Below are 13,361 nucleotides of genomic sequence, written 5' to 3'. Positions count from 1 at the left end.
CCGGCGGGTCACGGGGCGCCGAAGCCCGCGTCCTTCAGGACCTTCTGGCCGCGCTCACCCGTGACCAGGTCCACGAACTCCTTGGCCAGCTCTGGGTCCTGCGCCTTGTCCAGGGCCACGACGGGGTACTTGTTCACGGCCTCGTCCGCCTTGGGGATGTCGATGGTCTCCACCTCGTCCCCGGCGGACTTCGCGTCCGTGACGTACACGATCCCCGCGTCCGCCTGGCCACTGGTCACCTTGCCGAGCACGTCCGTCACCGCGTTCTCCTGGCTCACGGGCTTCAGGGTCACACCGTCCGCCTTCTCCACCTTCTCGGTGGCCGCGCCGCACGGGACCTCCGGGGCGCACGTGACGAGCTTGACGTCCTTGTCCACCACGTCCTGGAAGCTCTTGATCCCCGCCGGGTTGCCCTCGGGCACCACCAGGGTGAGCACGTTCGTGGCGAACACCTCGGGCTCGCCCTTCGCGAGACCAGCGTCCGTGAGCTTCTCCATGTTCTTCTCGTCCGCGGAGGCGAACACGTCCGCCGGTGCCCCCTCGGTGAGCTGCTGCACCAGGCTCGAGGACCCCCCGTAGTTCACGTCCACGTGCACGCCCGGGTGGTCCTTCTCGAAGTCCTGGGACAGCTCGTCGAAGGACTTGGTCAGGGACGCCGCCGCGGACACGCGCAGGGTCCTGTCCCCGCCGGACGACGACGCCGAGGCGTCACCTCCCCCGCCCCCGTCACCCGAACCGGTGGAGCACCCGGCGAGCACCGCGAACACCAAGGTGGCGGCGGCGGTGACCGCCGTGATCCTGGCGGCGGCCGACGCACGCTTCCCCGATCGGGCTCCCCCGGTAGCCGGGCTCATGCCCTGCGGGCTGGTGTCCCGTTCACGTCCCGTCACTTGCGTCCCTCCGTCTCGACGATCACCGCGGTGGACTTCACCACGGCCGTGGCCACGGAACCGGGTTCCAGGCCGAGGTCATGCACTGCCTCCGTGCTCATGAGGGACACGATCCGGTGGGGCCCGCACTGCAGCTCCACCTGGGACATCACGCGGTCGGACGTGACCGCCGTGACCAGCCCCACCAGCCGGTTGCGGGCCGAGCTGCTCACGTTCGCGGGGTCCTCGGGGTGCACGGCGCTGCGCCGGGCCAGCTGCGCGAGTTCCCCGCCGTCCACCACGGTGTGCCCCGCGGGGTTCTTCTGCCGGGTGAGCGTCCCCTGCTCGATCCACCGCCGCACGGTGTCGTCGCTGACACCCATGAAGGTGGCCGCCTGGGCAACACGGAGGAAGGTCATGCGCTCAGCCTATCCGCAGATGCGGCTGTCTGGAGGTCCTGTGACCGCACCTGCGGACTGATCACCAAGGCGCACCCACGTCCACCCCTGCACCTTCCCCTGCATCAACGGAGCAAATGCACCAGAACCGCCCGATTTCTGCATCTGCTCCGTTATTGCAGCAGCCACCGGGCAGCACGACGGCGCCGCCCCGGGTCTCCCCCGAACGGCGCCGTCGGCGCGTGTCACCGGGCGGGCACCACCCCGCGCGGTTCGGTGCCGGTGCTCACTCGTGCGAGAAGTTCGGTTTCCGCTTCTCCGCGAAGGCCGCCATGCCCTCCTTCTGGTCGGCGGTGGAGAACAGGCCGTGGAACACCCGGCGCTCGTACTGCAGGCCTGCGGCCAGGGTGGTCTCGTACGCGGTGTTGACCGACTCCACGGCGTGCTGGGCCACGGGCTTGGACATGCTCGCGATCCTCCCGGCCACCTCCAGGGCGGTGTCCACGAGGGAGTCCGCTGGGACCACGCGGGAGACGAGTCCGGAGCGCTCGGCCTCCTCGGCGTCCATCTGGCGGCCGGTGAGGATGAGGTCCATGGCCTTGGCCCTGCCCACCGCACGGGTGAGCCGCTGCGTGCCGCCCATGCCGGGAATGACGCCCAGCGTGATCTCGGGCTGGCCGAACGTCGCGGTGTCCGCGGCGAGGATCACGTCGCACATCATGGCCACCTCGCAGCCACCGCCGAGCGCGTAGCCTGCCACCGCGGCGACCTTGGGAGTACGCAGCCGGGCGAAGCCGTCCCAGTCGGAGAAGAAGTCGTCCCGGTACATGTCCTGCCCGGACCGGGAGCTCATCTCCTTGATGTCCGCGCCGGCCGCGAATGCCTTCTCGGAGCCGGTGAGGACGATCGCGCCGATCCCGGGGTCGCGGTCCAGCCCGGTGGCGGCCGCCACGACGTCCCGCATGGTCTGCTCGTTCAGGGCGTTCAGCGCCTTCGGGCGGTTCAGCGTGATCACGCCCACGCGCCCCTCGCGGCGGACCAGGATGGTTTCGTAGGTGTTCTCGCTCATGTGACCAGCATCTCACGACGCCGCCGCGCCCCTTCGTCCGCGCAGGGCGCCCGGCCCGCGGCAGGTGGCCCGGCGGCGTCGTGCGCCGGGAAGGCCCGTCACACCCCCGAAACACGCGCTCGGTACGATGGCCGCATGCGTGAATTGCAGGCACAGATCATCGCCGAACTCGGCGTGGCCCCTCAGATCGACCCCGAGCGAGAGGCCGCGCGGCGCGTGGACTTCCTGTGCGACTACCTCCGGGCCACGCACACCAGGGGCTTCGTGCTGGGCATCAGCGGCGGCGTGGACTCCACCCTGGCGGGGCGGCTCGCGCAGCTGGCCGTGGAGAAGCTGCGCGAGGACGAGGTTCCCGCGGAGTTCGTGGCCATGCGCCTGCCGTACCGCACCCAGCAGGACGAGGACGACGCCCAGGCCGCCCTTGCGTTCATCGCGCCGGACCGGGTGCTCACGTACGACGTCGCCCCGGCCGTGGACGGGTTCGAGGCCGCCTACACCGCGGCCACCGGGGACACGCTCACCGACTTCACGCGCGGCAACACCAAGGCGCGCGTGCGGATGACCGCGCAGTACGCGGTGGGCGGGGACCACAGCCTGCTGGTGATCGGCACCGACCACGCTGCGGAGTCCATCACCGGGTTCTTCACCAAGTTCGGGGACGGCGGGGCGGACCTGCTCCCCCTGGCCGGGCTGGACAAGCGGCAGAACCGGCAGCTGCTGGAGTACCTGGGAGCCTCCGAGCGGCTGGTCGGAAAGGTTCCCACCGCGGACCTGCTCAACGACAACCCCGGCCGCACGGACGAGGACGAGCTGGGCCTCACGTACGAGGACATCGACGACTACCTGGAGGGCAGGGACGTCCCCGAGCAGGTCGCGGAGAAGCTGGAGCAGATCTTCCTGCGCTCCCGCCACAAGCGCACCGTGCCGGTCACCCCGGCTGACGACTGGTGGCGGGAAGGCTGAGGCCCCGCTGACCTATGCCGTGGCCGGGGCGGCGTCCCCGTAGCGGCGGTTGCGCCACGCCAGCAACCCTCCGGCCAGCGCGGCCGCCAGCACCGAGGCGGTCAGGACGGCCACCTTGGCCTGGTCGTCGAAACCTGCGGACGGGTCGAAGCTGAGCTCGGAGATCAGCAGGGACACCGTGAACCCGATGCCCGCCAGCAGTGCGATCCCGGTCAGGTCGAGCCACTGGAACGAGGGGTCGAGCCTGCGGCCCGTGAGCTTCGTGGTGAGCCACGTGGCGCCCATGATCCCGAGCGGCTTGCCCACCACGAGCCCCGCGACGGTGCCGAGGGTCACGGAGGACGCGAGCGACGTCGTCAAGCCGTCCCAGCCGCCCACCGCGACGCCCGCGGAGAAGAACGCGAAGACCGGCACCGCGAACCCGGCGGACAGGGGCCGGACGCGGTGCTCCAGGAGGTGCACGAGCTCCACCGGCTCCGCGGAGGAGCGCGCCCCAAGGACGGGCACCGCGAAACCGAGCAGGACGCCGGCGACCGTGGCGTGGATCCCGGCCTCGTGCACCAGAGCCCACGTGACCGCGGCCAGTGGCACCAGGATGACCCAGGCGGCCCATGCACGGCGCGCGAAGAAGCGTGGAAAGCGGTGGGTCAGGAGCGCGAACAGGGCCAGCGGGAGCAGGGCGAGCAGCAGCGGGAGGACGTGCACCTCGTCGGTGTAGAAGACGGCGATGATGGTGATGGCCAGGAGATCGTCCACCACCGCGAGTGTCAGCAGGAACAGGCGCAGCGCGCTGGGCAGGTGCGAGCCCACGATGGCGAGGACCGCCACGGCGAACGCGATGTCCGTGGCGGTGGGGATCGCCCACCCGCCCAGGGTCTCGGGGGTCGAGAGGTTGACCGCCGCGTAGATCAGCGCGGGGACGACGACGCCGCCCACGGCCGCCGCGACCGGCACCGCCGCCTTGCCGAGGTCCCGCAGGTCACCGGCGACGAACTCGCGCTTGAGCTCCAGGCCCACGAGGAAGAAGAAGATGGCGAGCAGACCGTCCGCGGCCCAGGACCCCAGGCTCAGGTGGAGGTGCCAGGGCTCGTGGCCGATCTCGTGGTCCCGCAGGGCGAAGTAGCCGTCCGCGAACGGCGAGTTGGCCCACACGATGGCTACGGCCGCGGCGGCCACCAGGAGGATGCCGGCCACGGTCTCACGGCGGAGAAAAGCCAGGAGGCGGGAGAAGGCGGAGGGCTTCCGGCCCTCCGGGGCGGTCTCAGCCTCGGGGGAACGGGCCGGCGCGGATCCTGCAGAGCCATTCGCTGCGGGCGCCTCAGCGGCGCCGGGCGTGTCCAGGGCAGGGGTGGGCGAAGGATGAGGGGGCAAGTGGGCCTCCGGGAGTCGACGGGCAACATGACACTTCCGCCGACCAGACTTCCCGGCACACCAGCCATTGAGGGTAGCAGGAGGACCCTGCGTCACCCCCGGAAGTTCTCATTCGCGCCCGTTGAAAGGCTGCTTCTCGTGCGTGGGGGCGCCTTTCCTAGGCCCCCTCAAGTCCTGCCGTGCAAACCACCACACAGCACCCGCGCCCACGAATACCGCGATGACAACTGCGACCCACATCATTGGGCTCATGCGAACACGCTAGCAACAGCTCTCAAGAGTCGTGAGGTTCTCCGATTCTTCGGCCAACCCAGGCCCGTAGCACCCTCACCCACCCAGCAGCCGTGCCGTCTTCCCTTGTTGACGCGTGGCCCGGCGTCCATTGAGGATGGCCAGATGGTCACGCGGAAATCGGCGGGGTACCTCGTTCAGGGCTCGGCGCTGCTGGTCCTCTTCGTCTTGACCTTCGTCGGCGCCAGGGATGCCTGGGTGGTCATGACCATGGAGTTGGTTCTGGCCCTCCTCGCCTTCATCGGCGCCGGCCGGGCTCTTCGCGCGGAGGCCCGCCGGCGGCGTCGCCGAGCAGACGACGTCGCCCGCTCCTGACCCGCGGTCCGGCAGCACCTCCCGGAGCGGGCTCGCACTGTCCCAGGCACCCGAAAAGCCCCTCTCCCCCCGGCCGCGGCACCCGGATGACCCGGGTGCGTGCGCGGTGGCGGGGGGCGGAGAGGGGCTGTCGCGCGGTGGCCGCGGGGCCATCAGGCGTCGGTGGGGGCATCGCCGGCCAGGAGCCGGTAGATGTCCTTGCGGGCACGCTCCACGATCTTCCGGGCCGCTTCGATCTGCTCACGGTCGCTGGTGACGACCACCTGCTGCACGGCCATCTCGAGCTGGCGCAGGTCGCCGCGCACGTCCAGGAAGCCCTGGTAGGGCTGGGCCACGCGGTCCCAGGGGTCCGCGACCTCCTCGGCGTGCTCCGCCACGTGGGAGCGCCCGGCCTCGCTGAGGGTGTAGGCCTTCTTGCCGTCCACCGTGGTGGCCTCGATCAGGCCCTCGTCCTCCAGCAGGCCCAGCGCGGGGTAGATGGATCCGGGGCTGGGGCGCCACAGGCCGTTGGACTTCTCGGCGATGGCGTTGATCATGCCGTAGCCGTTGAGGTCCTCCTCCGAGAGGAGAGCCAGGATGGCGTTGCGCACGTCCCCGCGGCGACCCCGGCCCGGGCCGCGCCGGTGTCCGCCGCCGCGGGGGCCACGACCCCTTCCCATCCCGCCGGGACCGAAGCCGCCCATGGGGCCCTCCTGCCCACCGAAGCGGGGGTCTCCCCCACCGGGACCGCCGAAGCCGAAGTCCTGGCCGGGGCCATCGGGGCCCTGCTCCCGGCCGGGCCCCTGGGGCTGGAAGCCCATGCGCGGACCGTGGGAATCAGATCCCGGTGCCTGACCCCACCCACGGTGCCCGGCGCCGCCGAACTCCTGCCCGTCGAAGCCGGGGCCACCGAACCCGGGGCGCCCGGCCCCGCGGTGTCCCCCGCGACCGAAACCGTGCCCGCCGAACTGGCGGGGATCCTGCTGCTCGTCGAAGCCTCCGCGGCCCTCGCCGCTCTCGTTGACGTTCATCATGGTCGATCCTCCTGAATCGTTGTTCTACTGATGAGCACCGACGACGCCCGATGTTCTTCGTTCTGTCGCCGATATATCGGAACAGTATCGCCACTTCTCGCCCGGCGCAAGACCCCCCACAAGGCCCTTGGCCCTTCGCAGAACTCGCTGGCTACACTGGCCCCAGTGACACGGGGTGCCGTTGCCCGTCCTCACCCCCGCGCCCGTACTGGCGCGGGGCGGAGGACCGCAGCGGCTGAGACCACACCCGTCGAACCTGTCCAGTTAGTACTGGCGAAGGGATGTCACGGTGGCTCCGCCCAGCGGGCGCACCGCGTTCTTCGCCGTGAGCCACGCAGGAGTGAGCATGCGGATCGACAACAACATCGTCCTGATCACCGGGGGCGCCCGCGGCCTGGGGGAGCACCTCAGCCGGGCGTTCGCGCGGGAGGGCGCACGCGTCGTCGTCAACTACCACGCGAGCGAGGACCGCGCCCGCGCGCTGGTCCGGGAGCTCGGGGAGGATCGGGCGTTCGCTGTCCAGGCGGACGTGCGGGACGCCCAGCAGGTCCGGGACATGGCGGTCCGGGCGCGCCAGCACTTCGGGGCGCCCGTCACGGTGGCCGTGAACAACGCACTGGTGGACTTCAGCTTCAACGGGGATGCCCGCCCCACCCTGGACACCCTGACCGCGGAGAACCTGACCCAGCAGTTCCACGGCGCCGTGGTGGGCGCCCTCAACGTGATGCAGGCGGTGACCCCCGGCATGGTGGAGGCGGGGCGGGGCCGGATCGTCAACATCGGCACCAACCTGTTCCAGAACCCCGTGGTTCCCTACCACGACTACACCGCAGCGAAGGCCGCCCTGCTCTCCCTCACCCGCACCGCCGCCAAGGACCTGGGCCCCCAGGGCATCACCGTGAACATGATCTCCGGCGGCCTGCTGCGCACCACGGACGCGAGCGCCGCCACCCCGGACGAGGTCTTCGACTACATCGCCGCCGGCACTCCCCTGGGCCGCGTCACCACGCCGGAGGAGTTCGCGGACACCGCCCTGTTCTTCGCCTCGGACTGGTCCCGCGGCGTAACCGGGCAGAACCTGGTGGTCGACGGCGGGCTGGTGGTGGACTGACATGACGGCACCCTCCGAGCACGACGACGCCGCGGCGCCGAGTCCCGCGGTCCGGTCCGGCCGCCGACTGCACCTCAACGCCTTCCTCTACGGCACGGGCCACCACCAGGCCGCCTGGCGCGCCCCGGACTCCGCGGTGGATCGCCTCACGGACATCGCCTACTGGGAGGAGCTGGCCCGGACCGCGGAGCGCGGGCTGTTCGACGCCGTGTTCTTCGCGGACGGCCACAGCGTGGGCAACGTCTCCGGCGGACCCCAGTGGTCCCTGGAGCCGCTGACCACGCTGTCCGCGATGGCGCGGGCCACCGAGCGCATCGGCCTGGTGTGCACGGTGTCCGCCACGTTCTTCACCCCGTTCCACGCGGCCCGGATGCTGGCCTCCCTGGACCACATCTCGGGCGGGCGCGCGGGCTGGAACGTGGTGACCTCCATGTGGGACGCGGAGGCCCGCAACCACGGCTACGAGGCCATGCCTCCCAAGGACGAGCGGTACGAGCGCGCCCGGGAGTTCGTGGCGGTGGCCCGTGCCCTGTGGGCCAGCTGGGACCAGGACGCCGTGTCCGCGGACCGCAACGGCCAGTGGGCGGATCCAGCCAAGGTGCACCCGGTGGACCACGTGGGCCGCCACTTCCTGGTGGACGGCCCCCTCACGGTGCCGCGCTGCCCGCAGGGCGAGCCGGTGCTCTTCCAGGCGGGCGCGTCCGGGCCGGGGAAGGCCCTGGCGGGGGACGTCGCGGAGGGCATCTACGCCGTGGCCTACGACCTCCCGGCCGCCCAGGAGTACTACGCGGACGTGAAGTCGCACGTGGCCGCGGCCGGCCGGGACCCGGAGTCCGTGGTGGTCATGCCGGGACTGGTGACCTACGTGGGCCGCACCCACGAGGAGGCCCTGGCCAAGCAGGAGCGCGTGGACCGGCTGCTGCCGGTGGAGCAGTCCCTGGCGCAGCTCTCCACGTTCGTGGGCCAGGACTGCTCCGGGTGGGAGCTGGACGCCCCCGTCCCCGCGCTGCCGCCCCTGGAGGAGTTCACCGGGCCGCAGGGCCGCTACGGCACCATCCTGCGGATCGTGGAGGCCGAGAACCCCACGGTCCGCCAGCTGCTCGGGCGCCTGGCTGCGGGCGGCGGGCACTGCACCATGGTGGGCACCCCGGAGTCCATCGCGGACCGGATGCAGGAGTGGTTCGAGAACGGCGGCGCGGACGGCTTCAACCTCATGCCGCCCGTCCAGCCGGACTCGCTCACGGACTTCGTGGACCTGGTGGTCCCCGAGCTGCAGCGCCGCGGCCTGTTCCGCACCGGGTACACCGCCTCCACCCTGCGCGGTCACCTCACCGCGGTCTGACCCGCCGGACGACGACGCCGCCGCGCCCCTCCCCGGGGCACGGCGGCGTTGCTCGTGCCGGCCTCGGCGCTCCCCGTGACCCCGCCGCGGGGAGTCGGTGCGAGGCGGGCGAGAGGCCGGGTGCGGCGGCGTCGTCGGTCTAGAGCAGGGGGCGCAGCGGGATCAGGATGGTCTCCGCCACACGCGCCATGGGGTGGCGGTCCCGCCAGCGCGGGGAGGTGAGCTCCTCGCAGTGCTCGCTGTCCGCGAGGAAGACCTTCTCCATCTCCGCGGCGAAGTCCGGGTCCACGATCTCCACGTTGGTCTCGTAGTTGAAGGACAGGGACAACCGGTCCAAGTTGGCGGTGCCCACCGTGGACCACTTGCCGTCGATCGTGGCCGTCTTGGAGTGGATCATGCACGCGGCGTACAGCAGGATGGTCACCCCGCCCTCCAGCAGCTGGCCGTAGAACCCGCGGGACACCCAGTCCGCCAGGATGTGGTTGGAGTCCCGCGGCACCATGATCCGCACGTCCACCCCGCGCTTGGCGGCGTCCAGGAGGGTGTCCAGGATCTGCTGGTCCGGGATGAAGTACGGGGTGTTGATCCAGATGTGGTCCTGCGCCCGGTCGATCGCGTTCATGTACATCCCGCGGATGGGGTACACCAGCTGGATGGGCAGGTTCGCGGAGACCCACACCTCCGGGTCCCAGCTGCGCGGTGGGATCCACTCGATCGCCTTCTCGGGCGTGCGGTCCTCGTTCCACACCGTGGCGATCGAGTTGCGCAGCCCCCACACGGCGGGGCCCACTTCCCGGATGTGCGTGTCCCGCCACTGCCGGGAGTACATGGAGCCGATGTTGAACCCGCCCACGAAGCCGGTCTCGTCGTCCACCACCAGGATCTTGGAGTGGTTCAGCCCCGAGAAGCGCAGCGGCCCCTTCCAGAAGGGCCGGCGCAGGAACGGCACCCGGAACACGTTGACCTTGTCGGAGAAGCGGTAGAAGGTGTTCGGCACCACCAGGTTCGCGAAGCCGTCGAAGATCACGAAGACCTCCACCCCGCGGTCCGCGGCCCGGTTCATGGCGTCCAGGAAGCGCTGCCCCAGCTCGTCGCCCTTCCAGATGAAGGTCTCCATGTGGATGGAGTGCTGGGCGTTGTCGATGGCCTCCAGCATGTCCTCGTACACGTCCTGGCCGGAGGTGTAGATGGTCAGCTCCGAGTCCTGCACCTGCGCCGTGAACGTGCCCGGACGGGGGGCGTCGCGCTGCTTGCGGCCACGCTGCTTCCACCAGTCGATCCCCGCCAGGGACGCCACCACCACCGCCTGCGCCCCCAGCAGGGACCCTGCACCCACGCCGGCGGCCTTGAGGAGGATCCGGCGTTCTCTGATCTCGGACAGCGCCCGCATTGCACTCATGAGCACACACTACTGCCCCCCATCTCCACCCCGAGGGGTGGCGCACCGGTTTCTCCCCCGCCGTGCGGGTGGCTACCGTGGAGGCCATGAGAATCGCCACGTGGAACGTGAACTCCATCCGGGCCCGCGCCGACCGCATCGAGGCGTGGCTGGAGCGTTCGGACGTGGACGTCCTGGCCATCCAGGAGACCAAGGCCAAGGACGAGAACTTCCCGTGGGAGCTGTTCGAGTTCGCGGGGTACGAGGTGGCGCACTTCGGGCTGAACCAGTGGAACGGCGTCGCCATCGCGTCCCGCGTGGGACTCACGGACGTGGAGCGCACGTTCCCCGGCCAGCCCGCGTTCGGCAAGCCCGGGCAGGAGCCCGTCCAGGAGGCCCGCGCGATCGCCGCCACGTGCGACGGCGTGCGCGTGTGGTCCCTCTACGTGCCCAACGGGCGCGGCCTGGAGGACCCGCACATGGCGTACAAGCTCGAGTGGCTGAAGGTCCTGGAGGGCCACGCCGAGCAGTGGCTGCGGGAGGACCCCCAGGCGCAGATCGCCCTGGTGGGGGACTGGAACGTGGCCCCGCGGGACGAGGACGTCTGGGACATCCAGCTCTTCCGCGACGGCGGCTACACCCACGTGTCCCCGCCCGAGCGCGAGGCGTTCCACGCGTTCCTCGAGAACGCCGGGTTCCAGGACGTGGTCCGCGAGCGCCACCCCGGCCCCGGCGTGTACACCTACTGGGACTACACGCAGCTGCGCTTCCCCAAGAAGGAGGGCATGCGCATCGACTTCCAGCTGTGCTCCCCGGCGCTCGCAGCGCGCGTGACGGACGCGTGGATCGACCGCGACGAGCGCAAGGGCAAGGGCGCGTCGGATCACGCCCCCGTCGTGATCGAGATCGACTGAGCCCGTGCCCCTGATCAACGCGGGCAGCGCCTACCGCAGCGTCACGGGCGCGCCCATGCGCTTCGCCCTGCGCGTCTACGTCCCCCAGCAGGATCTCGACGCCGTCTACGCCCCGGGCATCCCCCGGGCCCTGGACCCCTTCACCGCGGGGGTGCACGAGCTCTCCGAGCAGCTCGCCCGGCTGGCGGACACCTCCCAGCCCCTGCTCCCGCCCGCCCGCGAGCCGCTGTGGAGCATGCCGTTCTCCGCCGCACCCGCCGGAGCCCGACGGGTGGCGCGCGGGGCCGGCGACTTCCCCGTGTTCCACCCCACCCAGCGGCTGCGCCGCTCCCTGCGCCTGTTCACCGCCGCGGAGAACGAGGACAGCGCCCAGCTGCTGCCCCTGCTGGTCCCCGAGGACCAGGTGGACGCCGCCGCCAAGGCCAACCACCGGGAGAGCTTCCTGCCCGTCCACACCCGCGAGTCCGCGTACGTGGTGCCGCTGTCCTGGTTCGCAGCTTTCGCACCCTCGGACCACGTGAGCTCCCTGCACTCCGGACGCGAGGTCCACCGCCTGATCGCCCCTGCGGACACCGCCGCGCAGCGCACCATCCGCGCCGCGGGCATCGTGGACGACGCCGGCCGGGCCGTCTCCGGCGACGCCCCCGAGGACGACCTCCCGGACGAGGCCCGGCAGGCCGCCGCCTTCGCCCAGGACCTCACCCGCCTGGGCCGGTGGCTGGACTCGTTCGGCCCCGACTCCCTGGTGAGCCTGGACTACGGGTCCCTGGCGGACCGGATCCAGCCGGACGAGTCCCCGCAGGACATGGCCGACGCCGTGGAGCTGCTGCGCGAGGGGGACTTCGGATCGGCCACCGCCGGGCTGCGCCGCATCTTCGTGCGCTGGGCCCCCCTGGCCCAGCTGCAGCAGGCGAACTGACCCGAAACCCCGACGCCGCGCCGTCGCCCCCCCCAGCGGTAGCCCCAGCCCCAGCGGCAGAACCCTCCCCGCCCCAAGGCCCCACGATCTCTTGCTGCGTTTGCTCCGCTAATGCCGATTTTGGCGCCCTGGCGTGCGTTTGCTCCACAGGAAAGCGCGCCGCTCAGTCGAGTTCCCTCCGGAGACGGGTGAGCCACGCCTCTCGGCGGGCCGGTGACCGGAGGTCGTCCCACGTGAGGACCGAGACGTCCCACCCTGCGTCCCGCAGGAGGGAGAGGCGGTACATCTCGTCCCGGTACTGACCGATCTCCTGGGCGTGCACGGCACCGTTGTACTCGAGAGCCACACGCTTCCCGGGCCATGCGAGGTCCAGGAGGAAGGCGTGACCCGCCGCGTCCACTCGATGGTTGAGCTCGGGTTCGGGCAGTCCGCGGCGGGCGATGATCAGACGGGTGAGGGTCTCCGCCGGGGACCAGCAGGAGGGGCGAGCCTCCCGCCACGCACGGTGCAGCCGGATGACCCCGCGGGCGTGGGGAGGAAGCATCCCCAGACACTCCTCCAGGTGATCCCGTGTGAACACCACCGGCTGAAAGGTTCCCGGGACGACGAACCGTGTGGAGAGCAGCGCATCCAGGCAGGCCGTGAGCCGCCACGGGGACAGCGCGGGGGCGAGCCGCGCCAGGGACTCCAGGGGATGCGCGATCCGGCTGCCCCACGGGCCCTCCAGGGCGGGCAGGCCGTGGGACCTGGCGATCCTGATCCCCTCCTGCTGCGACTGCACCCGGCGCTCCCGCCACAGCAGGTCCACCCGTTGCTGGGCCGCCGTGAGTGCCTGGGCCGCGGCGGCAGAACTCCGTGAGGGTCTCTGCACCGGCCCTGAGGCGAGGAGACCGTGCACCCACGCCTCGGTGTCCCCCACGGGAAGACGCAGCAGCTCCAGTCCCCGCACCCCGCTCACCACGAGCCCAGCCCCGGGCCCACCCAGATGCTTTTGCAGCAGAACCGCTCTCTCCACGCCGGTGAGCGGCTGGTCCCGCAGCACCCACAGTCCCCGTGCCAGCCGGTGGATTCCCGAGGCTTTGACGAGCTGGGACGCCCGCCCACCCGCTTCTGCGGTGGTCACCACGGCGGGTTCGGGGTGGAACGGAACGGGGTGCTGCTGGTACGTCGCCATGTCCGGACTCTAGGGAGAAAAGCCTCCCGCCGGCGGGAGCTGTCCACAGGCCACCGGCTTCCTCCGTGGGCTGATGCGCCCATTGTCGCGCTGTGAGGTGGAGCAGATGCACGCGGGGGCGCAGAAATCCGCAACAACGGAGCAATTGCGGCAACACGGGGCGGAGGGCGGGGGCGCGGGGTCCGGAAGCGTCTGGGTGAAGCCGTGTGGCTCTCCCCCTTCTACCTCTCGCCG

General features: G+C 71.2%; 13 protein-coding genes and 1 riboswitch. Of the genes, 6 read left to right on the top strand and 7 right to left on the bottom strand.

Annotation, left to right across the window (positions count from 1 at the left end; all coding sequences use genetic code 11):
- Positions 1-8: 8 nt before the first annotated feature.
- The 3 genes from modA to Q4A22_RS00700 all read right to left on the bottom strand — a co-directional run bounded on the left by modA (position 9) and on the right by Q4A22_RS00700 (position 2,336).
- On the bottom strand, positions 9-854 hold the full coding sequence (gene modA / locus Q4A22_RS00710) for a molybdate ABC transporter substrate-binding protein (RefSeq protein WP_303176946.1): 846 nt from the start codon (positions 852-854) through the stop codon (positions 9-11).
- A 32-nt stretch (positions 855-886) separates the two neighbouring features.
- Entirely contained in the window at positions 887-1,288 is a 402-nt protein-coding gene (locus Q4A22_RS00705) for a molybdopterin-binding protein (protein WP_303176612.1), read from the bottom strand.
- Between the two features lie 265 nt (positions 1,289-1,553).
- Positions 1,554-2,336 carry an enoyl-CoA hydratase gene (locus tag Q4A22_RS00700; protein ID WP_303176611.1) on the bottom strand — a complete coding sequence of 261 codons (783 nt, stop codon included), beginning with the start codon at positions 2,334-2,336 and terminating at the stop codon, positions 1,554-1,556.
- Between the two features lie 135 nt (positions 2,337-2,471).
- Between Q4A22_RS00700 and nadE the strand changes: the two genes are divergently transcribed.
- A complete protein-coding gene (gene nadE, locus Q4A22_RS00695; RefSeq protein ID WP_303176610.1) occupies positions 2,472-3,299 on the top strand; it encodes an ammonia-dependent NAD(+) synthetase in 828 nt (275 codons plus the stop codon).
- 12 nt (positions 3,300-3,311) lie between these two features.
- Here the strand turns inward: nadE and nhaA are convergent, their stop codons facing one another.
- Positions 3,312-4,670, bottom strand: coding sequence for a Na+/H+ antiporter NhaA (nhaA, locus tag Q4A22_RS00690; RefSeq protein WP_303176609.1), 1,359 nt, complete (start codon positions 4,668-4,670; stop codon positions 3,312-3,314).
- A 396-nt stretch (positions 4,671-5,066) separates the two neighbouring features.
- Here nhaA and Q4A22_RS00685 point away from each other — a divergent pair, with 396 nt between their 5' ends.
- A complete protein-coding gene (locus Q4A22_RS00685) occupies positions 5,067-5,276 on the top strand; it encodes a hypothetical protein (protein WP_303176608.1) in 210 nt (69 codons plus the stop codon).
- A 152-nt stretch (positions 5,277-5,428) separates the two neighbouring features.
- On the opposite strand, the gene Q4A22_RS00680 is transcribed toward Q4A22_RS00685, so the two are convergent.
- Positions 5,429-6,289, bottom strand: coding sequence for a PadR family transcriptional regulator (locus Q4A22_RS00680; protein ID WP_303176607.1), 861 nt, complete (start codon positions 6,287-6,289; stop codon positions 5,429-5,431).
- Between the two features lie 161 nt (positions 6,290-6,450).
- Positions 6,451-6,588: riboswitch (TPP riboswitch) on the top strand.
- A gap of 47 nt (positions 6,589-6,635) precedes the next feature.
- On the opposite strand from Q4A22_RS00680, the gene Q4A22_RS00675 reads away from it, so the two are divergent.
- Positions 6,636-7,400: a 3-oxoacyl-ACP reductase gene (locus Q4A22_RS00675; protein ID WP_303176945.1), complete on the top strand. Its 765-nt coding sequence runs from the start codon at positions 6,636-6,638 to the stop codon at positions 7,398-7,400.
- A gap of 1 nt (position 7,401) precedes the next feature.
- The gene (locus Q4A22_RS00670; protein WP_303176606.1) at positions 7,402-8,742 is read left to right on the top strand and encodes an LLM class flavin-dependent oxidoreductase; all 1,341 of its coding nucleotides are present in this window, start codon (positions 7,402-7,404) and stop codon (positions 8,740-8,742) included.
- Between the two features lie 139 nt (positions 8,743-8,881).
- On the opposite strand, the gene Q4A22_RS00665 is transcribed toward Q4A22_RS00670, so the two are convergent.
- A complete protein-coding gene (locus tag Q4A22_RS00665; RefSeq protein WP_303176605.1) occupies positions 8,882-10,141 on the bottom strand; it encodes a phosphatidylserine/phosphatidylglycerophosphate/cardiolipin synthase family protein in 1,260 nt (419 codons plus the stop codon).
- An 86-nt stretch (positions 10,142-10,227) separates the two neighbouring features.
- On the opposite strand from Q4A22_RS00665, the gene Q4A22_RS00660 reads away from it, so the two are divergent.
- Positions 10,228-11,034, top strand: coding sequence for an exodeoxyribonuclease III (locus Q4A22_RS00660; RefSeq protein ID WP_303176604.1), 807 nt, complete (start codon positions 10,228-10,230; stop codon positions 11,032-11,034).
- 4 nt (positions 11,035-11,038) lie between these two features.
- Entirely contained in the window at positions 11,039-11,953 is a 915-nt protein-coding gene (locus Q4A22_RS00655; RefSeq protein ID WP_303176603.1) for a hypothetical protein, read from the top strand.
- Between the two features lie 163 nt (positions 11,954-12,116).
- On the opposite strand, the gene Q4A22_RS00650 is transcribed toward Q4A22_RS00655, so the two are convergent.
- Positions 12,117-13,127: a hypothetical protein gene (locus Q4A22_RS00650; RefSeq protein WP_303176602.1), complete on the bottom strand. Its 1,011-nt coding sequence runs from the start codon at positions 13,125-13,127 to the stop codon at positions 12,117-12,119.
- Positions 13,128-13,361: the final 234 nt, after the last annotated feature.

It is taken from the genome of Kocuria sp., assembly GCF_030530945.1.
GTDB lineage: Bacteria > Actinomycetota > Actinomycetes > Actinomycetales > Micrococcaceae > Kocuria.
The sequence above is the reverse complement of the archived record's forward strand: the minus strand, read 5'-3'. Positions and strand labels throughout refer to the sequence as shown.